This window comes from Embleya australiensis, from assembly GCF_051903075.1.
Lineage (GTDB): Bacteria > Actinomycetota > Actinomycetes > Streptomycetales > Streptomycetaceae > Embleya.
Window position 1 is genome coordinate 296,103 of the sequence record NZ_CP182423.1, and the last position, 24,446, is coordinate 320,548.

16 protein-coding genes are annotated in these 24,446 nt (G+C 71.8%); 12 read left to right on the plus strand and 4 right to left on the minus strand.

Going from position 1 to position 24,446, the window contains the following annotated elements; all coding sequences use genetic code 11:
• Window positions 1-252: 252 nt before the first annotated feature.
• Window positions 253-672 carry a MerR family transcriptional regulator gene (locus ACMXN5_RS31680; RefSeq protein WP_439678329.1) on the minus strand — a complete coding sequence of 140 codons (420 nt, stop codon included), beginning with the start codon at window positions 670-672 and terminating at the stop codon, window positions 253-255.
• On the opposite strand from ACMXN5_RS31680, the gene ACMXN5_RS31685 reads away from it, so the two are divergent.
• Window positions 671-1,567 carry an SDR family oxidoreductase gene (locus tag ACMXN5_RS31685; protein ID WP_439678330.1) on the plus strand — a complete coding sequence of 299 codons (897 nt, stop codon included), beginning with the start codon at window positions 671-673 and terminating at the stop codon, window positions 1,565-1,567. The genes ACMXN5_RS31680 and ACMXN5_RS31685 overlap by 2 nt on opposite strands.
• Here ACMXN5_RS31685 and ACMXN5_RS31690 read toward each other — a convergent pair.
• Together ACMXN5_RS31690 and ACMXN5_RS31695 are read right to left on the minus strand one after the other, a co-directional pair.
• Window positions 1,536-2,312 (minus strand): nuclear transport factor 2 family protein, encoded by a 777-nt coding sequence (locus tag ACMXN5_RS31690; RefSeq protein WP_439681318.1) that lies wholly within the window; start codon window positions 2,310-2,312, stop codon window positions 1,536-1,538. The two genes, ACMXN5_RS31685 and ACMXN5_RS31690, sit on opposite strands and share 32 nt — an antisense overlap.
• Before the next feature lie 322 nt (window positions 2,313-2,634).
• Complete coding sequence (locus ACMXN5_RS31695) at window positions 2,635-3,285, minus strand: NAD(P)-dependent oxidoreductase (protein WP_439678331.1); 651 nt, start codon at window positions 3,283-3,285, stop codon at window positions 2,635-2,637.
• 889 nt (window positions 3,286-4,174) lie between these two features.
• Here ACMXN5_RS31695 and ACMXN5_RS31700 point away from each other — a divergent pair.
• Window positions 4,175-4,978, plus strand: coding sequence for an endonuclease I family protein (locus ACMXN5_RS31700; protein WP_439678332.1), 804 nt, complete (start codon window positions 4,175-4,177; stop codon window positions 4,976-4,978).
• Window positions 4,979-5,361: 383 nt separating this feature from the next.
• On the opposite strand, the gene ACMXN5_RS31705 is transcribed toward ACMXN5_RS31700, so the two are convergent.
• A complete protein-coding gene (locus ACMXN5_RS31705) occupies window positions 5,362-6,867 on the minus strand; it encodes an amidohydrolase family protein (protein WP_439678333.1) in 1,506 nt (501 codons plus the stop codon).
• Between the two features lie 700 nt (window positions 6,868-7,567).
• Here ACMXN5_RS31705 and ACMXN5_RS31710 point away from each other — a divergent pair.
• The 10 genes from ACMXN5_RS31710 (at window position 7,568) to ACMXN5_RS31755 (ending at window position 24,414) form a co-directional block, all read left to right on the plus strand.
• On the plus strand, window positions 7,568-7,804 hold the full coding sequence (locus ACMXN5_RS31710) for a DUF5988 family protein (protein ID WP_439678334.1): 237 nt from the start codon (window positions 7,568-7,570) through the stop codon (window positions 7,802-7,804).
• A gap of 473 nt (window positions 7,805-8,277) precedes the next feature.
• Entirely contained in the window at window positions 8,278-10,335 is a 2,058-nt protein-coding gene (locus ACMXN5_RS31715; protein ID WP_439678335.1) for an AAA family ATPase, read from the plus strand.
• A 505-nt stretch (window positions 10,336-10,840) separates the two neighbouring features.
• The gene (locus ACMXN5_RS31720; protein WP_439678336.1) at window positions 10,841-12,301 is read left to right on the plus strand and encodes an acyltransferase domain-containing protein; all 1,461 of its coding nucleotides are present in this window, start codon (window positions 10,841-10,843) and stop codon (window positions 12,299-12,301) included.
• Window positions 12,298-18,393, plus strand: a complete 6,096-nt coding sequence (locus tag ACMXN5_RS31725; RefSeq protein ID WP_439678337.1) for an SDR family oxidoreductase — start codon at window positions 12,298-12,300, stop codon at window positions 18,391-18,393. The genes ACMXN5_RS31720 and ACMXN5_RS31725 overlap by 4 nt, the downstream gene beginning before the upstream one ends.
• Before the next feature lie 17 nt (window positions 18,394-18,410).
• A complete protein-coding gene (locus ACMXN5_RS31730) occupies window positions 18,411-19,433 on the plus strand; it encodes a 3-oxoacyl-[acyl-carrier-protein] synthase III C-terminal domain-containing protein (protein ID WP_439678338.1) in 1,023 nt (340 codons plus the stop codon).
• Between the two features lie 8 nt (window positions 19,434-19,441).
• On the plus strand, window positions 19,442-20,902 hold the full coding sequence (locus ACMXN5_RS31735) for a cytochrome P450 (RefSeq protein WP_439678339.1): 1,461 nt from the start codon (window positions 19,442-19,444) through the stop codon (window positions 20,900-20,902).
• Window positions 20,903-20,912: 10 nt separating this feature from the next.
• Window positions 20,913-22,058, plus strand: a complete 1,146-nt coding sequence (locus ACMXN5_RS31740) for a Rieske 2Fe-2S domain-containing protein (protein ID WP_439678340.1) — start codon at window positions 20,913-20,915, stop codon at window positions 22,056-22,058.
• Between the two features lie 31 nt (window positions 22,059-22,089).
• On the plus strand, window positions 22,090-22,989 hold the full coding sequence (locus ACMXN5_RS31745) for a 3-hydroxyacyl-CoA dehydrogenase family protein (RefSeq protein WP_439678341.1): 900 nt from the start codon (window positions 22,090-22,092) through the stop codon (window positions 22,987-22,989).
• Complete coding sequence (locus tag ACMXN5_RS31750; RefSeq protein WP_439678342.1) at window positions 22,986-23,315, plus strand: acyl carrier protein; 330 nt, start codon at window positions 22,986-22,988, stop codon at window positions 23,313-23,315. Before ACMXN5_RS31745 ends, ACMXN5_RS31750 begins: the two co-directional genes overlap by 4 nt.
• The gene (locus ACMXN5_RS31755; protein ID WP_439678343.1) at window positions 23,308-24,414 is read left to right on the plus strand and encodes an acyl-CoA dehydrogenase family protein; all 1,107 of its coding nucleotides are present in this window, start codon (window positions 23,308-23,310) and stop codon (window positions 24,412-24,414) included. Before ACMXN5_RS31750 ends, ACMXN5_RS31755 begins: the two co-directional genes overlap by 8 nt.
• Window positions 24,415-24,446 lie beyond the last annotated feature (32 nt).

Below are 24,446 nucleotides of genomic sequence, written 5' to 3' on the forward strand. Positions count from 1 at the left end.
AGCGGTGCAGCGGATGGCACAGGGCATCGTCACGGTCGTGGTGCCGGCCCGCGTCGCGGGCGACTCGGGTGCGAAAGAGCGCGTCGCCGAGGGACGGCGTCTCGCGCACTGTCTCGTTCACGGGCGCGGTCGACTGCCCTCGGGCGATCGCGCGTGATCCTGCCGCGGAAATCGGTCCGCGGGGCCGCGAACGCTTTCGAGCAGGGTGCCTTGCTCCTGCCGGCCGCAGAGGTGACCACACGTGCGGGGAGGCTACGTCTCTCGGGCGAAGGACGCGCAGTCGGGGCAGTCGTCGAGATAGCGGTGCCGACACTCGACCGTGTGCGCCAGGAAGACGATCGCCTGTTGCCGGTGGGCGACCTCGGCTTCGAGTGCCGCGATCTTCCCCCGCACCACCTCCTGGGCCACCGCCTTCGTCGGGGCCATCGCGGCGAGGATCTCGGGCAGCGAGAGGCCGACACGCCGCAACTTCGACACGGTGCGCGCCTGCTCCACGGTCTGGTCGTCGTAGACACGGTAGCCGTGGCGGTCGCGGCGTACGGTGAGCGCGCCCACCTGCTCCCAGTGCCGCAACACGTGGGCCTCCACGCCGACCTGCGCGGCGGCTTCGCCGATCGTCATCATCCCGTCGCTTGCCTTCGTGTCGACATGAACCCCTAGCGTCTTGATCATGCCCGACACCAGTGATTCCGCGTCCACCCCCCGGCCATCGATCCTCGTCACCGGCGCGGCCGGCAATCTCGGCCGTGAGATCGTGGCCCGACTCGTCGCCCGCGGCGCGCGCGTGCGTGGTCTGCAGCGCCACCTGCCCGACCCGATCCCCGGCGTCGAGTGGGTGGCCGGCGACCTGACCGACCCCGCCTTCTTCCGCGCGACGCTCGTCGACATCGACGCCGTCCTCCTCGTATGGCCGCTGTTCGACGCCGCCCCCGCCCGCGCACCTGTCGCAGCGTTGGCTGCGGCCGGGCCTCGCGTGGTGTACCTGTCCTCGAACGCGATCGACGACGAAGCCGACCGCCAGAGCGACCCCATCGTCCAGGTACACGCCGACATGGAGGCCCTGCTCTTTGGCGCCGGCCTGCGTCCCGTGGTCCTGCGCAGCGACACACTGGCCTCCAACGCCCGGGGCTGGGCCGGACAACTACGGGCGGGCGATGTGGTGTCGGGGCCCGATATCGCCCACACGGCCGTGGTCGACGAACGCGACGTCGCCGACGCGGCCGCCGCCGTACTGCTCACCCACGCCGCCGATCAGGGGCCGTATGTTCTGACCGGGCCCGAAGTCCTCGGCCGTGCCGACCAAGTCGCCCGCCTGGGCGCCGCGCTCGGGCGCGACCTGCGCTTCGAGGCCGTGCCCGCCGAGCTCGCGCGTTCCCGCATGCTCGCGGACGGCCGCCCCGGGTTTTTGGTGGAGGCCCTGATCGCGGCCTCGGTCCACCGTCCGGAGTCGAATCTCGTCACCGACGACGTCGAGCGCCTCACCGGTCACCCGGCCGGCACCTTCGCGAAGTGGGCCGTCGACCACGCGTCCGAATTCACCGGTCCCGGAGTGAGTCGGCCCGAATAGTGGACCACGACTGCCCGGGCGCCGGGACAGCGTCAGGTGGCGGGTCCCGCGAACCCTCCGCGACCAAGCCCTCGCGACCCCGGCCGGGAATCGCGCCACACCCGGCCCTGCGCGTGGGAACCCACTCCCGCGCGGAAATCGGGCACACCGAATCGCAAGGCCGGTCGCGTCCGGAGCCGGGCTTCAGGCGGAGGGGTCCGCCCGGCCGTTCTCCCAGACGACCTCCAACTCGACGCGCGAACCGCCGGCCATCGTCGGTGTGTTCACACACGCAGTGGTACACCGCACCCACGTCCCAGTGCCCCCGGGTATCGGCGCCGTGGCGGTGGACCGCGAGCGGGTTGGCTCGCAACCGGACCTCCTCGTCCCCCGTCTCGAAGATGTGATTTCCGGTCATGTGTTGGGTGCGGTCGAAGCGCCCCAGATCCCGACGCACGAACTCCGCCACGTCGGGGGCCCGGACCTCGCCCGAAGGCAGCGACAACACACCATCCTGGATCAGATCTTTCAGTCCCGCAGCAAGGCGTGCCGGCAGTACGGGGACGCTCGCGGCCGGATTCGGGCCGGTCGCGAGGGACTTCGGCAACGGGACCGGCGTCTCGACGCCGCCACCGGCGCGGGGGCGGTCACGTCGGCCCAAGCCGCGACGGCCCTGCCATCTGCGGACGCCGCAGCCCGACTCGGCTCGCTGGACATCCGACCGCCGGAGCGCTGTCACATCGCGTGGCTCGGATCGAACTCCCATCGCCCGCCCCCTGCCACCGGCCGCGCCGGCGAGCACCGGAAATCCACGAGACCGCCGACCATCGCGCGAAGTCCCGCCGAGGCGAAGCCTATTCACGTGCACGCCCCAATCACCGCCTTCGCGCGAGCACGCGACACAGGCGGCGCCCGGTCCACCCCCGATCCGGATCGGAGACCGAGTCCGCGTCCGCGTCCGCGGTGAAACGGCAACCTCGTGCGCACAGTGCGACGCCGACGTCGGCCGCTGTCACGGTTCCCAGGCCACGACGTCGGCATCGCCGCAGCGATCCTGCGCCCGCCGGGTGGTGTATCGAGGTGGCGGGTCAGTACGCCACGGTGAAGCGCCCACCGACGTGCTTGGGCCGCTCGATCTCGTCCACCAGTGCCACCGCGTAGTCCTCTGTGGAGATCCGGCTCGCGCCGTCCGGGCCGATCAGCAGGTCCTCCAAGCCCTCGCGATACGCGCCGGTGCGCTTGCCCGGGGCGATGGTGGCCGCCGGGGAGAGATTGGTCCACCGCACGTCGGTGACGGTGCGCAGGAACTCCAGCGCGTCGCCGTGAGCGTGCATGATGTGCAGCACGGACTCCGGCAGGCCCTGCGCGTCCCACACCTGCCTGCCGTCCGGGGTGCGCAGCGAGCCCGCGCCGCCCACGGTGATCAGCCGCGGCGCGGCCGAGCCCAGCGTGCGCAGACCCGCCACCAGCGCCTCGAAGGACGGCTCGATCAGCGCCTGGTGGCCCGGCCCGTCGCCTCCGCCGACCGCGCTGACGACCACATCCGCGCCCTTGGCGTGCTCGGCCACCGAGGTCGGGTCCAGCACGTCGCCTACGACCACCGTCGGCGACGGATGCCCGACCGTCAGTCTGGCGGGATCGCGGACCACGGCGGTGACCGTGTGGCCGCGGCGCAGAGCCTCGTCCAGTACGCGGGAGCCGATGGTGCCGGTGGCGCCGTACAGGGTGATGGTGCTCATCGTGACCTGTCCTTTCTGACATTTGCTGATGATTTGCGTTCCCCACCGACCATCCGTGGCACGGAGCCGTTGGGAAGTGGCGGACCGACGAAGGGGGTGAAAAAAGCATTGCGTGCACCCCCGTTCTCGCCCCTTCGCTGCCCGCCGGCGGGGCCGAGGAACCTCGTGGCGGTCACTCGTCGCCCGATCGGAGGGAACGTTGGGTCTCCCCACGCTCGCTCGGGTCGAGTGCCCATGCTCGTTCTCGCCCGCCCGGAGAGAGTCCACCGGTCCGGTGGGGTGCCGCCGGCACGCAGCTGGGGCCGCGGGCGAACAGGGACGGCGGTCTGCACCGGCGATGCCTGGGGTCGAAGCCTGCGGGGAAGGCCTCGAATCCGCGGCGGGCGACGTGTCGCGTGGGTCGCCATGGGACCGGCGAGCCGCACGTCGAGACCGCGTTCGCCGTGATCCGGCGGAGACCGGCCAGGTTCCGGGGTTGACCGCGACCGCACCCGGGAGCCGCCTCCTACGCGCGGGCGAGGTCTCGGATGTGGCCGAACGCGTCGAGAGGGCCGCCGGGTTGTCGCCATCGCCTCTGCCGTCCGGGTTCGCGGGGGCGACGCACGCCGCATCCCCGAACCGGTGAGGGGACTCGTCACGAGATGTTCACCCGATGCCCGATCCCGTCGGCGCGAAGAGCCGGTCACTCTGGATCGGTCGGCGTCTTCTTGCTCCGTACGTCCCATCCGCCGACAGGTCGGGGCGTTCGGCGCGAGGGGACCATCGTGATCCGTACGGCGGGAACAGCCCGCTCGATCGGGGTGGTTCGCCCCCTGGCGACCCGCCGATCGACGACCGCACGACGCGCGACCCAACTGCCCACGTCGCCCCCACCACCCGTGGAGCCCTCATGCGTCTCGGACCGCCTGTCGGAATCGCGCTGAGCGCGATGCTGATATCCCTCGTGACCCCCCTGACCGCCCAGGCCACCCCCAACGAATCACCGATCGAGCGGGGCGCGCCCGCCGCGGCCGACTACTACGCGTCGGCGCTGGGCCTGACCGGGCCCGCGTTGAAGGCCGCCCTGCACACCATCATCAGTCGAGGTACCTCCGCCGTGAACTACGACGGAGTCTGGAACGCGTTGCGCGTAACCGACGAGGATCCCGCCGACTCCTCGCACGTGGTCGAGCTCTACACCGGTCGGTCGATCGCCAAGAGCCGGTCCGGAGGGGGCAGCGGCGATTGGAACCGCGAGCACGTATGGGCCAAGAGCCACGGCGACTTCGGAACCGCGACCGGCCCCGGCACCGACCTGCACCATTTGCGCGCGGAGGACGTGACCGTCAATGGCATCCGAGGCAACAAGGACTTCGACAACGGCGGTTCCCCGGTCACCGGTGCCCCCGGCAACCGCACCGACGGCGACTCGTTCGAACCGCGCGACGCCGTCAAGGGCGATGTCGCCCGCATGATCCTCTACATGGCGGTGCGCTGGGACGGCGGCGACGGCTTCCCCGACCTGGAGCCCAACGATCGTGTGGGCAACGGATCCGCCCCGTCCATCGGCCGGATCACCGTACTCAAGGCCTGGAGCGCCCAGGACCCGCCCGACGCCTTCGAGCGACGTCGCAACGACCTCATCCACCGGGACTACCAACACAACCGCAACCCCTTCGTCGACCACCCCGAGTGGGTCGAGGAGATCTGGTAGAACGCGAGCGCGCGGGAGGCGAGGGATGACGCGCCCTCGGATCATCGAGCCGTGGGGCGCCGTCGTGCGCGAGCGCGGCGGCGCCCCACAGGTCCAGCGCGTCCGGTACCGGTGACGACGAGTTCGGCGTAGGAACCTTTCGTACCGGGCGCCCGCCACGACCCGGCGGCCGAGGAGGCCAGGTACGCCGTACTCGGCGAGACGTCGTACGCCGAACCCTCGGCCGGTGCCACGAGCGCCGAAGCCTCCGCTGCGGGGTCCGCCTCGGCCCGGACGCGTCCGCCCTCCAGGTCCGGGCGCGGCGGGTCCGCGAGCCGACGCTGGAAGTCCGCGGACGTCGCCCGCATCCGCTCCGTGATCCGTGCGTCCGAGTGTGGGGGTGGTCAGTGAACGCAGATGTGGGGTGCCGCCGCACCTGCGGCGGGGGGCCTGCTCGCGGCGGCGGCACGCGCCACCTCGTCCAACAGGAGCCGGCGTTCCCGGCGGTCCACGTAGCGGCCCCCGACGAGGACGGAGTCGATCCGCTGCGTGTTGCGGATGTCGGCGCGTGGGTCGGCGTCCAAAACCAGCAGGTCGGCGCGGTCGGCGGGCAGCGCGAGCATGCGGGCGGGCGCGGTGGTCGCGGCGGTCAGGACGTCCCGGTCGGGCACTCCCGCCTCGGAGAGCAGTTCCAGTTCGTGGTGCAGGGAGAAGCCGGGGACCGCGTAACCGGTACCGGTGTCGGTGCCTGCGATCAACTGCACACCGGCCCGGTGGAGTTCGCCGACCAGACGGAGCCGGTGCGCGTAGATCTCCCGGAGTTGGGCGATGTCGCGCGCGGTGCGACCGGCCGTCAGGGCGGCCCACGTGGGATTCCACTCGTCGGTCATCCAGGTGGGCAGGTAGCGAGTCTCCTCCGGGTCGACCGCAAGTTGGTCGGTGCGCTCCAGGCAGTGATGAACGGTCAGAGTCGGCACGACACACGTCCCGTTGGCGGCCAGCCGATCGAAAAGGGCCCGTGTACGACCGATGTCGAAGCTGCGAATCGCCTGCCATTCCAGCGGATGCACCTGCCGGAACCAACTCGCGTAGCGATCGAGGCTGGAACCGAGACCGGGATCGATGCGGATCCTCGCGATGGCCCGCCTGATCTCGTCTTCTCGGGAGGACGTGGCGAGCGTCAGCGCGTGGAGATGCTCGATGGACTGTTGCCCGGCATCACTCGCGCGCGCCATGGGCACCACGTCCGGGCAGTGACCCGCGTAACGCAGTCCCTGGCGACGGGATTCGTCGGCGATCGCCTCGTACGCCTCGCGGTCCAGCCGGGAGTACACCTTGACGAAATCGGCGCCTTCGGCCTTCGCCTCGCGTACCGCGCGGCGTGCGGACAACGCGTCCGCGACCTCGACGACTCTGCCGACCTCGCCGGCCCAGATGGAGGGCCGCCCATCGATGATCGAACTCGCGATCACCCAGCGGGGGCCGAGGAGTCGGCCCGCGCGGACCTCGTCCCGCCATGCGTGGTGCACGGGCTTGCCCCACATCTCGCGAACCGCGGTCACGCCGGTGAGCGGGAACAGGGGTGGTATCACGCTCTCGGGCCCGTCGTTGTGCACATGGGCCTCGACGAGGCCGCCCGGGACGACGTACTTGCCGGTCAGGTCGTAGGTCGTCGTCCCGCGCGGGATCTCGATCTCGGCCGAACGGCCGGTGCGGACGATGCGGCCGTCCCGGACGAGGACGGTTCGGTCGGGGCCCACACCGAGGATGGTGGCGTGGACGAGGGCGATGGTGCCGCCGGGGGGCCGACCGGAATCGGCCTCCGTGGCCGCTGCGGCCGGGACGGCGGGCAGGAACGCGGCGCCGGTCACGGCGGCCGAGGCGGCGAGTGTCTCGCGTCGAGTGGGCATGACAACACACTGGTACGAGGTGATCCCTTCGACCATGGCGCCAGGTGGAGGATGGGGGTGGGGACCGCCCCACCCCCGGGGACGAAGGCGACCCCGTCCGGACAACGCGTCGACGGACGGCTTCCGGCACGGCCGAACGAATGATCGAGCGTGGACCTCGGGTCGGTGGCCGCGCCCGTTGCGTTCGCCTACCGCCCTGGTCGAGGCCGAACGGGATCCGCCCCGGCATCGCCGAGCACATCACTGCCCTGCCCGGCGTCGGCGTGCTCCCGCGCGACCAGTGTGGTCAGTGGCCTCGGTCGACTCACGGCCAAACGCGGCGAACGCCTCGCCCCGGCGCTTGACCTCGCTGAACCCGCGCGGGGCGAGCGCCCGGGGCACCAGGCGGTTCCCGACCGTTCGACGTCGACGAAGCGCCGGCCGGGCTTCGGTGGATGTGCCGCACGTGCCGTGCGGGGCGTGCGCCGTGTTGTTCGGCACGGAGCGGTGTGAAGGAAGTGGCCAAGCATCGTCGTGCGCCGCTTCGGTCGCCTGTGCGCCCATCATGCGTTCGTGCGCCCTGTGCTCGGCGCCTTCCGTGTTGCTTTTCTTGGAAGGCGGTCGACTCCCGGTCGATCTCGTTGTGCGGAAACACATTCCGGGAGTGGCCGCGATCCGGCCGCCCCCTCTTGCGTGGTGACGGGCAAATGCGAGGTGGAAGATGGACAGTGACGCTGTTCCGACGTATTCGGACAACGAGATTCGAGTGGCTCTGACGGGTGGGATTCCCGAGCTGCCGGGGGTGCTTGTGGTGACCGGACCCGGCCTACCGGAAAAGGTTTCCGTAGCCTTCCGAAACGGCCGTGAGCACTACGAATACACCGGCGGCGTGGTGGAACTGGAAGGCGCGAGCCTGCCGCTCTTCCGGTGGAGCTACTCCACGCGGATCGCCGAATAGCCGTACACCGATCGGCGGTTCATCGGCCCGGGGCGCCGGCTCGTGCGAGCCGGCGCCCCGGCGCGCGCTGGTGGACAATCCGCCCCGGTCCCGTCGTCGATCCGGCCCCGCATCCGGCCGCTCCCCTCGTCCCGGCCTGCACGGACGTGGTAGCCGCGCGCCTGTGTCCCGGCCCTCGTAATCGGCGCCTGTGTCCGGGAGTTCGACAGGCGGGATCTCGCACACGTGCCGGGCGCACGCGCCGGAGTGCGATCGCGAGCCGGTGACTGTCTGCAAGAGCAGAGGTACCGTGAGTTGTGAGGGGATTCGTCGGGCTCGCCGTGGCGCGGGCCGCCTTCGTCGGTGTCGGCCGACCACGACTGCCCTTCCCGCGTCCACGAACGTCCGGGCCATTTCGGGACCCGCGGGTGCGCCGTGCCGTGTTGCGGCGCGTCCCGGGCACGCATGGCCCCTCAGCACACTGGAGTCCCACATTGCAATGCACGTCATCGGCCGACGACCACTCCTTCCCCAGCCTCGCACAGCACCTCGAGGCGGCCCGCAACCGCGCCTTCGTCGGCAGGGCCCGGGAGTTGGCACTGTTCCGCCGCGCACTCGACGGCGAACCGGGTTCGCTGGCCGTCCTGTTGATCCACGGACTCGCCGGGGTGGGCAAGTCGTCGCTGTTGAGGCAGTTCGCCGTCGATGCGCGCGCCGCCGGGCGCACCGTGATCGAGGTCTCCGGCCGCGTCGGCTCCTCGCCCGCGGCGTTCGAACTCGCGGCGGCGCGGATGTTCACCGGTGACAACGCGGTCCTGCTGGTCGACGACTTCGAACGCTGCCAGGTCCTGGAGTCCTGGTTGCGGGACCACTTCCTGCCCCGGTTGCCGGTCGGGTCGCTGACCGTCTTCGCCGGTCGCCGGGCCCCTGCGCCGGTGTGGGAGACCGACCCGGGCTGGGCCGAAGTGGTGCGCGTGGTGCGGCTGGAAGACCTTTCGCCGGAGGATGCCGCAGCCCTGCTGGAGTCGCGCGGTGTACCGCACGGACCGTTGCTCGCGTTCGCGGGCGGTCATCCGCTGGCGCTCGCCCTGGCCGCCGAGTTCGCCCTCGAGGCCGCCACGTCCGCCGGCGAACTCCCGGCACAGAAGCTGTACTCCAGGCTGGTGGAGCATCTGGTCGGCGATCCGCCGTCCGCGGCTCATCGGCAGGCGTTGGAGGTCTGCTGTCACGCCCGTGCGACGACGGAGGAGTTGTTACGGGCGGCGCTGCCGGGAGAGGACGCGGGCGCCCTGTTCGCTTGGCTTCGTCGGCTGCCTTCGATGGAGGCCGGGCCGCTGGGGCTCTCCCCGCACGAAGTCGTACGCAACGCGGTGGACGCCGACCTGCGCTGGCGCGATCCCCAGTGCTACGCCGCCATGCACGGTCGGATCCGCGATCACCTACTCAAGCGCGCCGTCGAGGCACGCGGCTCCGACCCGATCGCCGCCGTCGCCCCGATCATGTACCTCTACCGCGGTGGCGGCTTCCTGGGCGACCTCATGGCGTGGCGGGGCCGGGGCGGGGTGCGCGAGGAGGAGTTGCGCGGCCGGGACCACGCGGCCGTCGTGCGGATGGCGAAGGCGGCCGAGGGGAACCGATCCGCGGCGATCGTCCGCTTCTGGCTCGACCGGCGGCCCGAGGCGTTTCGCGTGTACCGGCGATCCGAAACCGGGGAAGTGCACGGATTCTCGGCGTGGTTGACGCTGCAGGGCGCGAACGACGAGGAGTCGCAAGCGGATCCGGTGACGGCCGCGGTGTGGGCGCACGTCCGCGCGGCCGGCGCCCTGCGGCCGGAGGAACGGGTGGGGATTGCTCGATTCATGGTCTCGTCCGACCCCGGCCGGGGTCCGTCGCCCGTCCTGGACCTGATGTTGCTGAGGATCGCGGCGCAGGTACTGCTCGTTCGGCAGACTGCCTGGTCGTTCGTCACCCCCGCCGATCCCGACTCCTGGGCCTCGGCCATGGCCCACGGTCCGTTCCATCCGATCCGGGCCGACGCCGTGGCCGAAAGACGGCCGCACCGCATCTTCGGACACGACTGGCGGGCGGAGCCGCTGGAATGCACCCTCGAACACACCGGTCCGCCCCGGGCCCTGCGCCCCGCGATGGAGTCGGCCGGCTGCCTCGACAGGTCGGCCGTCATGGCACGGCCCGAGTTCGACGACGCCGTCCGCGAGGCGCTGCGGTGTTGGCATCGCCCCGACGCCCTCGCCCGCAACCCCCTTTCGCGCAGTGGGCTGCTCGCCGACACCGGCGGCTCCCTCCGGGACGCGTTGGAGCGGGCGATCGACACCCTCGGCAGCGACCCGAGGAGCGTCAAGGCACACCGCGCTCTGACCGTGACCTTCGTGGACGGGGCACCGACGCAGGAGACGGCGGCGAGGCGCGTGGAGTTGCCGTTCAGTACCTACCGTCGACATCTGACCCTGGGCATCCGGTATGTCAGCGAACTCCTCTGGCACCAGGTGACCCGCGGCGTGTCCGCCGTCAGACCGGCCGGCGCTCGGTTCTGACCTCGTGGCACTCGCCTCGAGCGAGTCGGCGGTGAGCAGAACCGAGCAGCAGATGAGCAGAGGATGGTCTGGTCACCCTCGGGCGGCGAATCCGAGACTGTTTCGACATGGGCGTGGCAACCCATTCGGCGAAGAAAGCAAACTCCCCGAAGCATCGACAAGTGACAATCGCCGTCCCTTCCCCAAGGGCGCGACTCCATCGAGACATCCCGCGTGCGGCGGATCGCGGACCACGTCGGACACATCACCGGCGTGCGGAACGGCACGGTGCGGTACATCGCGGTTCAGGGCCGGAAAATCGACAACAGGCCGGCGACGCCGAGAATTTCCGAACGACGGCATCGCATACCCGGGTCGCATTCCGGCGGCCCCGCCTCTCGCCATATCGCGCACGGCGAACGTATTGCGTCTCGTCGATTTCGTTGCACCGCCGTGCGCTTCAGGGCTCCGGCCGGCCGATGAGACATCGCCGACCGTCGGGACGGAAAAGAGGGTGACGCACGTAATGGATTCTGTCTTCGTCATGCCCGGTACGGTGCCTGCTCCTCGGGCAGGCATCCTGGGCGACTTCCACCACCGCTACGAGACCGTGCGCGAATCGTTGTCCCGGATCGACAAGGCGGCCCGGGAGATGGGGCTGCCCGAGATCAGTCCCCGGCTGATCGAGGACAACGGGACGAGCGACCGACGCGGCCCCGAGGTGCAGTATCTGGAGATCTACGCGGTCAGCCTCGCGACGCACCACATGCTGGTCGCCGAGGGGGTCCGCCCCGTCGCGATCGTCGGCCAGAGCATCGGCGAACTGTGGGCCCTGGCGGCGGCGGGACACCTGGCCGTGGAGGACGCCGCACGCCTGGCCGTGGCCCGCTCCCAGGCGCTGACCCGGCAGGGTTGGGGCGGCAGGATGCTCGCGGTCGGTGTCGACGGGCGCCGGGCGCAGGCGCTCGCCGGGTTGCTCGACCATCCCCACCTGGTGCTGGCCTGCGAGAACGCCCCTCGACAGAGTGTGCTCAGTGGGCCCGAGCCGTTGATCGCGTTCGTGGAACGGGTGGCGGACACGCTGGGTTGGCCGAGCCTGCGGCTGGACGTCCCGCATCCGACCCACACCCCGGCGATGGTGCACGCCGCGCGCGACCTGCGCGCGAGCGCACCGCGGGTCCCCTACGGCACGGGGCGGTGGCGGGTGTGCTCCCCCTGGCTGGGCCGGGACGTCGGCGACGACGATCCGGTCGATCTGGTCGCGGGCGCCCTCACCGCCCGGGTGCGGATGCTGCAGACGATCCGTGATCTCCACGCGGGGGGCGTCGACGCCTTCGTGGAGTGCGGTGAATGGCCGGTGGTCACCAAGTTCGTCGAGGCCTCGGTCCCGGGTGTGCGGTGTGTGGTTCCGCTGAGCGAGGGCGATCCGTGGGCGGCGGTACGGCCACTGGCCGCCGAGGCGCCGCGCGGCGGGCTCTTCCGCGATCCGGTGCCGGCCGCATCGCCCGGCGGCAACGGGGTCGGGCACACGAGCGCGCTCGCGTCGACCGGATCGGTTGTCACACTGCCCGCCCCGGCCCCGCCGATGCCGTCGCCGGCGGCGCCCGCACCCACGCCCGCCGCGCACCCCGTCGCCGACCCGGTGCCCGCGAAGGTGGCGGCGCCCCTCCCGGTGACGGCGTTCGCCGCCGCTCCGCCCACTGCCGCACCCGCACCCGCCGGGCTCGACTACGAGTCCGTGCTGGCCGAACTGCGGCTGATGTACGGCGACTTCCTGGGCTATCCGCCGGATCTGCTCGGCGAGGACGACGGGCTGGAATCCGAGTTGGGGGTGGAATCGCTCAAGCAGGTGGCCCTGCTCGGGCGGGTCTCCGACCGGTACGACCTGCCCGATCTGCGGGCGAACACCTCCTTGTTGACGCTCGCCACCCTGCGCCGCATCGCCGAGTCCGTCGTGCGGGCCCGAGCCGAGGCCGCCGCACGATGACCCACACCGACCACCTGCGCGGCAGGGTCGCCCTGGTCACCGGTGCGGCGAGAAGCCTCGGCGCGGACATCGTGCGCCGGCTGGCGAGCGACGGCGCCCACGTGATCGTCAACTACTTCCACTCCGTCGAGCAGGCCGAGTCGCTTCGGACCGAGCTGCAACAGCGCGGACACAGCTGCGAGTTCATTCGCGCTTCGGTCGCCAAGACCGGCGAGATCGACCGCATGTTCGATCTGGTGACAGAGCGGCACGGCGGCCTGGACATCCTGATCAACAACGCCGCCGGAGGCGCCTTCCTCCCCCTCCTCGACATCGACGACACCTACTGGCAGCGGGCGTGGTCCACCAATGTGATGGCGGCCTACCACTGTTCGCGCCGGGCGGCCGAGTTGATGGCCGGGCGGGACAACGCCAACATCCTGTGCCTGTCCAGCGTCGGCGCCCACCTGCCGATCCCCGGTTACGGCCCCGGCGGCGTCACCAAGGCCGCCTTGGAATCCCTCGTCCGCTACCTGGCTCTCGAACTGTTCGACCAAGGCATCCGGGTCAACACCGTGCAACTGGGCACCGTCGCGAGCGAGTTCGTCGACAACCTGGACGATCCCCCAACGGCGCTCGGCGACCCCGCCGAAACGGGCGAACTGATGAGCCGCGCCCTGTCGACACCGGAGGCCGCCACGTTGATCGCCCACCTCCTGCACCCGGACTCCGCCTTCATCACCGGACAGACCATCGTCGCCGACGGCGGCATCGCCATCGGCGGCATGCAGGGTGCCCGTCTGCACAGCAAACTGGCGAACCGGGTCGGCATGCCCACCCGCGCGACCCCGCCGGCAGCGACGCGCACAACGACGCCGAAGGTGAACGAACCCACCCCCGACGCACCGGAGGCCGCGCATCCCGGACCCCGCGTCCCGACGCCGGTCGCCACCCCAAAACCCGAACGGGTGCCGCCCGCCGACCCCGAAGCCATCGCGGTGGTCGGCCTCGGCCTGGTCCTACCCGGCGCCAACTCCACGGAGGAGTTCTGGGACCGGCTGCGCGAAGGCACCCCGATCCGCAGCGAACCATCCGCCTTCGACCTGACGCACTTCTGGGCCCCCACCCGCGCGGACACCGACGCCTTCTACGTCCGCGAGGCCGGCTACGTGCAAACGTTCGTCCCCGACCCCGCCTCGATCACCGAACCGGACGGCAACGTCGACCACCCCGGGTGGCCGCGCACCAATCGGTGGTTGCGGCACTGCGCCGTCCGGGCCCTGGCGGGGGTACACCGGCGTCCGGAGGACCGCTGGTTCGTCGCGACCACCGGCATCCACGACCAGACCGGGCTCGGCTCCCAGGCCGTGGTGCTCGGGGACGAGTACCGGCGGATGGTACGCGAGGCGATCCCCGTCGATGAAGAGGGCGACTGGTTGGCCGAGTTGGCCGACCACGCGATCAACGCGCACTACGCGGGCGACGGCGGCAGCCCACAGGCGTACCTGCCCGCGTCCGTCTCGCGCGACGCGCTGCGCGGGCTGATCCCCGACGACGCGCAACACCTCACCCTCGACTCGGCGTGCGCGAGCGGCCTGTTCGCCCTCGACGCGGCGGTCAAGGCGCTGCGCGACGGCTCGTGCGACGTGGCGTTCGCCGGTGGCACCGCGGTGGTCGAACCGATCGGCTTCACCCTCTTCTGTCGGGCACAGGGCATCTCGATGAGCGGCAACGTGCGCCCGTTCGACCGGGCGGCCGACGGCACCGTGATCGGCGAGGGCGCGGTGATGCTCGCGCTGAAGCCGTACGCGCGGGCCGTGGCGGACGGCGACCGGGTGCTCGGTGTGGTGCGGGGCAGCGGTCTGGCCGCCGACGGCCGGGGCAAGGGCATCCACGCCCCGGCCATGCGCGGCCAGGAGTCGGCGATCGCCAGGGCCTGGGCCGACGCGGGCGTCGAGGCCGACGACGTGGACTGGATCGTGGCGCACGGCACCGGAACGCCGGTGGGCGACGAGATCGAACTGCGTTCGCTGCTCTCCCGGTTGGGGCCTCGCGAGCGGGCCTGCCTGGTGACGTCGAACAAGCAGGTCTTCGGACACACCGGGGTCCTGGCCGGCCTGGTCTCCGTCGCCCACGCGCTGGTCGCGTTCGAACGCGAGGCGATCCCCGGTCAGCGTGTGGTCACCGATCCCCACCCCGTGCTCGGCGACGGCTCGCGGCTGACCGTACCGCTCGTGGACGCGCCCTGGCCGACGGACCACACCCGGCCGCGTGTGGTCGGGGTGTCGGCGTTCGGTCTCGGCGGCGCCGACGCACACGTGGTGCTCTCCGACCGCGTGCCGGCGGGCACACCCGCCGGGCGGCGCGGCGGGGCGGACATCGCCGATACGGAGGACCTGGTCGTCGTCGGCTGGAACGCCCACCTGCCCGGCCCGGACCCCGTGGACGTACCCGCCTGGCTCACCGGCGCCGGCCCGCGCCCGGAGGCCGGTTTCGGGCTGCCGTATCCGCTGCCCTCCCCTCGGCGGGTGCGCATCCCACCGCTGACCATGCGGCACATGGATGCCGCGCACCTGATGACGCTGCAGGCCCTCGGTCCTCTGCTGGACCGGCTCGGCGAGCCGGGCAACCAGCTGCGGCCCACAACCGCTGTCGTGATCGGGTCGTCGCTGCCGACCACCCACAACACCCGGGCAGCGCTGCGCGTGCACGCCGCCGAGTGCGCCACGACGTTCGACATCCTGCCCGACCCCGACCAGGCGCGGCGGTTGCGGGAATACCTCGCGAAAGGCATGGCGCAGGCCGCGGGGGTGATCCCCGGCGACCTGAACGAGGACGACTTCACCGGGGCGGTCTCCTGCATCCTTTCCGGCCGGGCCGCGAACTACTACGACCTCCGGGGCATGGGCACCAGCGTCTACGCGCACCGGGACTCCGCGCACGCCGGCATCGATCTGGCGCTTCGCCAACTCCGGCACCGTGCCTGCGACCTCGCCCTGGTCGGCGCGGTCTGCCTGCGCCCGATCAGCGGCTGGGATCGCCATCTCGCCGGGCTGGTGCCGCCGGGCCGCTCCATCGCGGAGGGCGCCGCCGTGCTGGCGATCGCCCGACGCTCCACGGCGCGCGAACACGATCTGCCGATCCTGGGCAGCCTGTCCACCGCGCTCGTCGGGGACGACACCACCACGACACCCGCACACGCGCTGCCGGCACTGACCGACGCCGGGCACACCTACCTCTCGCTCGACGCCGTGTTGACGATCCTCGGCGCCGTCGTCACCGGAACCGCCACCGTCGTCGCGCCCGCCGCCCCCGGATCACCGCCGATCCGATTCACCCCACCGGCCGCCCCGCCGCGAACCGACCCGCCCCGGCGGGACCGGCAGCGAGCCGACCGCTCCAAGCCGGAACACGCCACGTCCACCCGGGTCGAGCCGAAGGAACACACCGACGGACACGCCGACCCCGACCGGGTCACATCGAACGGGCACGCCCGCGCCCACCGGATCCCTCCGGAGGAACCACACACCACGCCCGACCGCGACGCCCCGACGGACCGGCACTCCGAGGCGTACCTCGGGCGCCGCCAGACCATCCGCCTCGTCCCCACGACGCCGCCCCCCGCGGACGCGGCCGACCAGGCCATCCCCCCGGGCACCGTCGTCATCACCGACTCCCCCGACCTCGCCGCAGCGGCGGCGGCCCACGGTCCGGACGTCGCGGTCTGGGCACCGAGTCCGGGCATCGGCGCCACCACCCACGTGCCGCCCGAGGACGCGCCCACCGCCCTGGCCGCTCTGCCGTTCGTCCCCCGCCACATCCGGATCCTGTCCCGCCTGCCCGAGGACGACGGCACCCCCGACGGCGATGGCACCGACGACGCCGAGATCGGCCGGATGGAGCATCTCCAGGACCTCACGTTCACCACGGTCCAGGCCGCGCTACCCGCGCTGCGCAACGGCGGCTCGCTCGCCGCGGTCCTGATCGGGGCGATACCCGACGACCTGCCGACCCCGTCGAGCGCGCTGATCGTCGGTCTCGTCCGCTCCGTCCGGGCCGAGATCCGCCAGTGCGGCGGGGTGGCCCTGCTCACCGACACACCGGACGCCGCCGGCGCCCTGGCCCGGCTGGCCCGCGCCGCCGGCGCCCAGGTACCGACCCACACGCTCGCCTGCCGCTCCGACGCCTGGCTCACCATGGCGGTCGTCGACGACGCTCCGGACCCGACGGCCGGGGAGCAACTGCCGCCCGGCGCGGTCGTGGTCGCCTTCGGCGGCGCCCGGGGCATCACGCCCGAGATCGTGCACGCGCTCGCCCGCGTCGTCGACCGGCCCCACGTGTACGTCGTCGGCCGTACCCCACCGCCCGACCCCGGCGAGACACTGCCGCCACAGGCCGAGTTCATCATCACCGAACGCCGCAAACACCCCCACGCGTCGGTGGGCGAACTGCGCGCCGTCTACGACCGGGCCCAGGCGCGCCTGGAGGTGGGCCGCACGATGCGCCGACTGGCCGAGGTATGCGGTCCCGACCGGGTGCACCACCGGGTCTGCGACGTCCTCGACGCCGAGCGCACCACCACCGTCCTCGGCGAAGTGCTCGACCGACACGGGCACATCGACCTGCTGGTCAACACCGTCCTGGAACTGCGCTCACGGGCGCTGCACGCCAAGACCCTCGCCGACTTCCGCGCCGTGCGAGCCACCAAGGCGACCGGATACCGCAACCTCAAACGCGCCCTGGCCGGCCGTCCACCCCGGACCTGGGTCAACTTCGGCACCCTCGCGGCGCTCGCACCCGCACCCGGCGACGTCGACTACTGCACCGCCAACGAATACCTCGCGTACGCGAGCGCCCGGGCCCGTCGGCACGCACCGCCCGGCCGGCACGAGTTCGCGATCCTGTGGAGCGGCTGGCGCGACGCCGGCGTGGCCAGCAGCGTCACCATGCGCGAGACCCTCAAGCGCAACCGGATGGACGCCTACATCGACAACGCCCTCGGCTGCGCCCAGTTCCTGGCCACCGTCGTGCGCCCACCGGCCGGCGGGGTGACGTTCTTCGTCCGCGAGGACGAGCGCACCCTGCTGCACACGCGCGGGATCGCGGCCCACGGCTCGCCCGAAGGCCTGCCCATGCCCGTCCCCGACCCTCCGCCGCCCGCCGTGCCGGATCCGGGCCTGACCACACCGCTGCTCGACGGCGTCCTGTACCGCGGCACCGACTGGGTCGTCCTCACCAAGACCTGGGACCCCGGCACCCTGGCCGAGCGGGACGGCCGTTGGATGCGCCACCACCGGGTCAACGGCGAGTACACGCTGCCCGGCACGTTCACCCTCGAGGCCGCGGCCGGTGCCGCCGCGCTCCTGTGCCCCGATCTGGTGGTCACCGGATTCCGCGACCTGCGCTGCCGCACCTCGATCACGGTCGGGTTCACCGGGCCGCCGCGCACCGTCGCAATCGAGGCCCGGGTCACGAGCCGCCGGCAGGGCGGCGCCGAGGTCGCCGTCCGGATGACGACCCACCGGATCGGCCGCAACGGCCGCGTCCTGCGCTTCAACGACCTCCTGTGCGAGACGCGGGTCCGGCTGGCACGGCACCATCCCACGCTCGCGCCACCCCCGGACTCCTCGACGCATCTGCCCGAACCCGACTTCGCGATGCCCGTTTACACCTCGAACCCGCCGATCTCGCTCACCGGTCCGTTCGCCGGCACCCGCGATCACGCTCGCGGACCCGAGGGGAACACCGCCTCGTACGGCTTCGACCACACCGCCTGGGCACCGGCCCTGGCCGACATGATCGTGCCGGCCGTCCTGCTGGACGCGATGGTGCACCTGCTCCTGCTGCCGCCACCCGGCGAACCCCCGCCCCGGTTCGGCCCGATGGCCGGGCTCGGCGAGGTCGACCTCGGCGGACCCGGCAACGACTGCCGGCTCGGCGCGGAGCATCCGACCATCCGACTGCACTGCGACTTCGCCACCGGGGTGCTGACCGCCGCGACCGCCGACGGCCGCACGCTCGCCCGGATCGCGTCGGCGAGCGCATACGACCCGGACCACCGGGGCGAGCTCGTACGCCCCTTCGCCGACGCCCGCGGATCGATCGTTTCGTGACAGCCGAGGAGACAGCGATGTTGTGGCAGGACATCACGATCGCGGGCACCGGCGCCTGGATCCCGCCCATCGTCCCGGTACCCGATCCGCACGACGCGCCGGCGACCGCCGAACCGCGCCCGGCCGCGCTCAACGGCTTCACCTCCGCCGCCATCGCGACCGACCACACACCCACGCGCATGGCCGCCTGCGCCGGCCTCAAGGCGCTGCGCCACGCCGACGTGGAGCCCGCCGAACTCAGCGCGCTCGTGCACGCCAACTTCCAGGACGAGGACCACTACACGCCCGGGACCTACATGCTGCGGGTGCTCGGCGGACCACACACCATCGGCTACGAACTGTGCGCCGCCAGCGACGGCGGGGCCGCCGCGCTGATCGCCGCGGCCGAACATCTCACCGCCCGCCCCGCCGCGAAGGCCGCGCTGGTCACCGCCGGCGCCCGGTTCCCGGAGCAACGCTGGGGCGGCGCACGGGACATGGGCTACGTGGCCGGCGACACGGGCGCAGCCGCCGTACTGACCCGGGGCACCGGCTTCGCCCGGCTGGCCGCGACCGCCCAGGCGGTGGAGCCGCGCCTGGAGATGCTGACCCGGGTCCGGAAGGGGCGCGACGACACCGGCCGGCCGTTGCCCATCGAGGACAGCGGGCTCATGCCACACATGGACACGCTGCGACGCACCACCCGCCGGTGCGTGGAGAGCGTGCTCGACGAGACCGACACGAAACCGGCCGACGTCACGCACGTGGTGGCCATCGCGATCGGGTCGATCGTGCTCGACCTGGTGCTCGCCGGGTCGCCGCTCGATCTGCGCTGCGAGGACACCAGTTGGACCTTCGGCCGGCATCTCGGCCATGCCGGGCCGTGCGATGTGCTGCTCGGTCTGGACCGCCTGTTTCGCTCGGGCACCGCGCGGGCCGGCGACCGTGTGCTCCTCCTGAGTTTCGGGCTCGGCTTCCGTTGGACGACCGCGCTGATCGAGATCACCCGGGACCCCGCCCCCGCGGCACCGGCCGCTCGGACGCACCAGGCACAGGAATGAGGTCGCCCATGCCGAACACCGCCAGGGCCGGCGTCGCGTCGGTCCCTCTGGCCCCGCGCGCCTTTCCCCTGCTGGGCCACGCACTGCCGCTGCTGCGCGATCCGCTGGCGTTCATCACGTCCCTGTCGGGCTATCGCGAGATGGTCCGCATTCGGCTCGGCCCGAGTTCCGCCGTGATGATCTGCGACCCGGGACTGACCCGGCAGGTGTTCCTCAACGATCGTGTCTTCGACAAGGGCGGCGCGATCTACGACCGGATCCGCGAGGTCATCGGCGACGGCCTGTCCACGTGCGCGTACCCCCTGCACCGGCGTCAGCGCCGACTGTGCCAGCCGTCCTTCCACCCCACCCGACTCGCCGGATACGCGGCGGTGTTCGCCCGGGCGGCCCAGTCCAAGGCGGCCGACTGGCGCGACGGGGAGGTGGTCGACATCACCCAGGAGATGATGACGCTGACCACCCGGGCCACCATGGAGACGATGTTCAGCGGCGCCCTGCCGGACGAGACCATGCGGCGGGCCCTGACCGACACCTCCACCGTGGTCAGCGCGTTCTTCCGCCGGATGATGACACCGGCCCTGCTGCGCGGGTTGCCGACGCCCGGCAAGCGGCGCTACGACGAGGCCCGACACCGACTCTCGGCCACCATCGAGGAGATCATCGCCGAGCGTCGCGCCGACCCCACCGATCACGCCGACCTGCTCTCCGCGCTGGTCGGCGCGGTCGACGAGGAGAGCGAGGGCGGCGAGAAGCAACTCAGCGACACCGAACTCGCCGACGAGGCACTGACGTTCTTCCTCGGCGGGATGGAGACCACGGCCATCACCCTGGCCTGGGCACTGCATCTGCTCGCCGACAACCCACACGTGCAGCGGCGCCTCCAAGCCGAGACCGACGAGGTCCTGGCCGACAACGGCGGCACCCTCGAGGCCGGGCACCTGCCCTCGCTCGGCCTGGCGAGCCGTGTGGTGACCGAGACGCTGCGGCTGTACCCGCCCGCCTGGATGATGACCCGCACCCTGCGCGAGGACGCCGAACTCGGCGGGGTGCGCCTCAAGGGCGGCAGCACCATCGTGCTCAGCCCGTACCTCCTGCATCGCCGGTCGGACCTGTACGCCGAACCCGACCGGTTCGACCCGGACCGCTGGCTCGACGCCCAGCCCGACCGGGCCACCTACATCCCCTTCGGTGCCGGTCCGCGCAAGTGCATCGGCGACCAGTTCGCCCTGACCGAGGCCGTGCTCGCGCTGACCGCCGTCGTCGCGCGCTGGACCTTGTCCCCGGTCGGCGAGCAACCCTTCCGACCCAAGGTGGAGACCAGCCTGAGTTCGCGCGGACTGCGGCTGCGTCTCGACGAACGTCGCACGAACGCCACCGTCATCGCCGAATCCCGCGCGCACGCGAAACGGTCCACCTCCACCCCGTCCCCCGCGACACCGGGCACCGGCGGATGCCCGCTCGACCACTAGGAGCGATGCCATGAGGCCTCATGTGAAGCCGCTGGTGAAGGGGCTTCTGCGGGCCCGACGGGTCGGCACCTGCGAGGCGGCCCCGGCCGACACCCTGCACGCACCCACCCGCCCGCACCCGAACGGCTGGTTCTGCCTGGCCTTCTCGCACGAGGTACGCCCCGGGGCCCTCACCACCCGGACGCTCGCGGGCGCCGAGGTCGTGCTGTACCGAACGGCCAAGGGCGTGTTGCGGGCCGTTCGACCGCGCTGCCCGCACCTGGGCGCACACCTGGGGGTCGGCGGCTCGATCGAGGGCGAGGACATCGTCTGCCCGTTCCACCGGTTCGCGTTCGACCCGGCCGGCACCTGCGTACGCACCGGCTACGGCGGGCCGGCACCGAAGGCGTCGCTCACCGGATACCCGGTGTGCGAGGCGAACGGTTCGATCTACGTATGGCGGCACGCCCTCGACCTGCCTCCGCAGTGGCAGGTGCCGCGGTTGCCGATGGACGATCGGCAACCGTACAGCCACGACACCTTCGACATCGCCGGCCACCCACAGGACGTGATCGAGAACGCGTTCGACTGGGGCCACCTTCCGGCGCTGCACGGTCTCCAGGATCTCGACATCGACGGCAAACCGATGGCCGGCGAGCCGATCGCCACGGTCACCGCGACCGCGCGCGGCACCGTCATGCGCGGCTTTCGCCAGTCGTACACGCTCACCGTGATCGGCCTGGCCACCATCGCGGCGCGCACGGTGCTGCCCCGGGGCGCGGGCAACCTGTACGTGATGCTCCACGCCACCCCGACCACCCCGGGACGCATCCACCTGCGCTTCGGCACGAAGCTGGAGCTCACCGGCCTGCCGGGCCTGCCCGAACACATCGGCCGTGCCGCCGTGTTGCCCATCGCCCGACTGAGCAGCGCCCTGGTCCAGCGGGTCGCGAGTCTGGACACCGGCGCCGACCTGCTGATGTGGAACCACCAGGAACACGTCGAACAGCCGAAGCTCGCCAAGGGCGACGGACCGATCGGGCGATACCGGTTGTGGGCGCAGCAGTTCTACGCCGGAGTCGAGGGCGTTCGAATGGAATCGGCGGAATCCGCGGACATCGACACGGAGGCCGAGGGCCTGGGCACGAAGCCCACCGGCGGCCTCGTATCCCCGTGACCGGCCCGGGCGGGACCGAAAGAGAGACGACATGGCAGCGGAGAACGATACGTCCGGGGTCGGGCAACGGTTGGCCGTCCTCGGAGCGGGAGTGATGGGGTCGGGCATCGCCGCACTGGCGATCGGGCACGGCATCGCGGTGTCGTTGATCGACCCGGACCGGCGCCGACTGGACGAGGCCCCCGCGCGAATCGAGCGCATGGTGCGCCTGGGCCGACTGCTGAGCGCCTTGCCGGACGAGATCGCGGCCGGCGTACTCGTCACGGGGGCGTCGTTGGCCGACGTGGCGATGATCCACGACTCGGCGCCCTTCGCGGTGATCGAGGCGGTCACCGAGGACGCCGACGCCAAGGCGAAGGTCCTCGCCGAGGTGTCCGCACTGGTCCCGCCGGGCACCACGATCATCTCCAACACGTCGGCGATCCCGATCGACGAACTGGCTCGGGCCACGGCCCGCCCGGCGGATCTGGTGGGCACCCACTTCATGAATCCGCCCCACCTGATCCGAACGGTCGAGGTGATCCGGGGCACGCACACGGGTGAGGTCGCCATGGACACGCTGCGGGCCCTGCTCGCCGTGCTGCGCCGGGAGCCGATCGTCGTCGACGACGCGCCGGGCTTCGTCACCAGTCGCATCCTGCACCCCATGCTCAACGACGCGATCCGGGTCGTGGCGGCGGGTACCGCGAGCGCCGAGTCGGTCGACCGGCTCGTGCAGGGGTGCCTGGGTCATCCGACGGGCCCGCTGCGCACCGCGGACCTCATCGGGTTGGACAACCTGGTCGACTCGCTGTGGGTGCTGCACAGCCGGACCGGTGACGAGGGGTGCCGCCCCTGCGACCTGCTCCTGGAGATGGTGCGGACGGGCCGGCTCGGCCGCAAGAGCGGGCGTGGCTTCTACACATACGGATACGAGGGAGAACCGGCATGACTGTGTCGTCCGAGTCGTCCGAGTCGTTGGAATCGCCCGACCCGACGGCTTCCGAGTCCGTACGCGGCTCCGACGGGGTCGAGGCGGAGCTGCTGCGGTTCCTGACCCGGCACACGGGGCGGGACTGGACGATCGATGCGGACGTCTTCGGTCCCGGGGGCCTGTCCTCGCTCTTCGCCATGGAACTGGTGGTGTATCTGGAGCACACGTACGACATCGCGATTCGCGGCGCCGATCTGCGGATGGACCATTTTCGAACGGTGGTGCGGATGGCCGAACTGGTCCAACGGCTGCGGCGGCCGGTCCCCGGAGGTCTCGGTGCGTGAATCCGTGGTCGCGGCGGCCTCGACGATCACCGAAGTGGTCGGTGATCGGGCGTCCGGCTGGGACCGCACCGGCCGCTTGCCCGACGACGTCGTGCGCAAACTCGGCGCGGCCGGCCTGCTCACGACGCAAATCCCGGCGAAATACGGCGGGTTGGGGTGGTCGAGCGCGGACAGCGGCGAGTTCACCGCGCATGTCGGCAGTCTGTGCGGTTCGCTGCGCAGCGTGCTGACCTCGCAGGGCATGGCGGCGTGGACCGTCGAACGGCTCGGTGATCCGGCCCAGGCGGCGGACCTGCTGCCGCGGCTGGCTTCGGGTGACACTGCGGCGATGGCATTCAGCGAACCCCAGGCGGGCAGCGACCTGTCCGCCGTCGCGACCCTCGCCACCCTCGACGGGGACACGGTGCTGCTCACCGGCCGCAAGATGTGGGTGACCGCCGCCGAGCACGCCGACCTGTTCCTGGTCGTGGCCCGGATGGGCGACGGCGGCGCGGTGGTGGTCGTGCCTCGCGACGTGCCCGGAGTTTCGGTGACCCGGGTGGCCGATCCGCTCGGGTGTCGAGCGGCCGGGCATGCGGAAGTCCGGCTCGATCGGGTGCGGTTGCCGCTCCGGAGCCTGCTGGGTGGTGGGCGCCAGCCGCTGTCCCTGCTCGTGACGACGGCGTTGGCCTACGGTCGGATCTCCGTCGCCTGGGGCTGTGTGGGAATCCTGCGGGCCTGTGTCAAGGCGACCGTCGACCACGCGGTGTCCCGGGAACAGTTCGGCCGGCCGTTGGCGCGACACCAGTTGATCGCCCGACACTTGGCCGAGCTGTGGACCGCCGAGCAGGTCGCGACGCGGGTCTGTGAATACGCGAGTCGCTGCTGGGACGAGCATGCCGCCGACCTGGTCGCGGCCGTGGTGTTGGCCAAGTACGTCGGCGCGGAGAACGCGGTCAAGGGCGCCTCGGCCGCCGTCCAGGTGCTCGCGTCGGCCGGCGTGCGGGACGGTCACGTCGTCGCGCGGGCGTACCGCGACGCCAAGCTCATGGAAATCATCGAGGGCAGCAACGAGATGTGCCAGTTGATGCTGGCCGACCACGTGCTGGGCCGGCGGTGAACTCGATCGTGGCCGACGACGAAGCTCGTGAC

Excerpts from the sequence above, each read along its gene's own strand:
- ACMXN5_RS31740 (WP_439678340.1), top strand. The coding sequence starts at position 20,913 with ATGAGGCCTCATGTGAAGCCGCTGGTGAAGGGGCTTCTGCGGGCCCGA.
- ACMXN5_RS31700 (WP_439678332.1), top strand. The coding sequence starts at position 4,175 with ATGCGTCTCGGACCGCCTGTCGGAATCGCGCTGAGCGCGATGCTGATA.
- ACMXN5_RS31735 (WP_439678339.1), top strand. The coding sequence starts at position 19,442 with ATGCCGAACACCGCCAGGGCCGGCGTCGCGTCGGTCCCTCTGGCCCCG.
- ACMXN5_RS31705 (WP_439678333.1), bottom strand. The coding sequence starts at position 6,867 with ATGCCCACTCGACGCGAGACACTCGCCGCCTCGGCCGCCGTGACCGGC.
- ACMXN5_RS31685 (WP_439678330.1), top strand. The coding sequence starts at position 671 with ATGCCCGACACCAGTGATTCCGCGTCCACCCCCCGGCCATCGATCCTC.
- ACMXN5_RS31745 (WP_439678341.1), top strand. The coding sequence starts at position 22,090 with ATGGCAGCGGAGAACGATACGTCCGGGGTCGGGCAACGGTTGGCCGTC.
- ACMXN5_RS31680 (WP_439678329.1), bottom strand. The coding sequence starts at position 672 with ATGATCAAGACGCTAGGGGTTCATGTCGACACGAAGGCAAGCGACGGG.
- ACMXN5_RS31725 (WP_439678337.1), top strand. The coding sequence starts at position 12,298 with ATGACCCACACCGACCACCTGCGCGGCAGGGTCGCCCTGGTCACCGGT.
- ACMXN5_RS31710 (WP_439678334.1), top strand. The coding sequence starts at position 7,568 with ATGGACAGTGACGCTGTTCCGACGTATTCGGACAACGAGATTCGAGTG.
- ACMXN5_RS31695 (WP_439678331.1), bottom strand. The coding sequence starts at position 3,285 with ATGAGCACCATCACCCTGTACGGCGCCACCGGCACCATCGGCTCCCGC.
- ACMXN5_RS31690 (WP_439681318.1), bottom strand. The coding sequence starts at position 2,312 with ATGGGAGTTCGATCCGAGCCACGCGATGTGACAGCGCTCCGGCGGTCG.
- ACMXN5_RS31720 (WP_439678336.1), top strand. The coding sequence starts at position 10,841 with ATGGATTCTGTCTTCGTCATGCCCGGTACGGTGCCTGCTCCTCGGGCA.
- ACMXN5_RS31750 (WP_439678342.1), top strand. The coding sequence starts at position 22,986 with ATGACTGTGTCGTCCGAGTCGTCCGAGTCGTTGGAATCGCCCGACCCG.
- ACMXN5_RS31730 (WP_439678338.1), top strand. The coding sequence starts at position 18,411 with ATGTTGTGGCAGGACATCACGATCGCGGGCACCGGCGCCTGGATCCCG.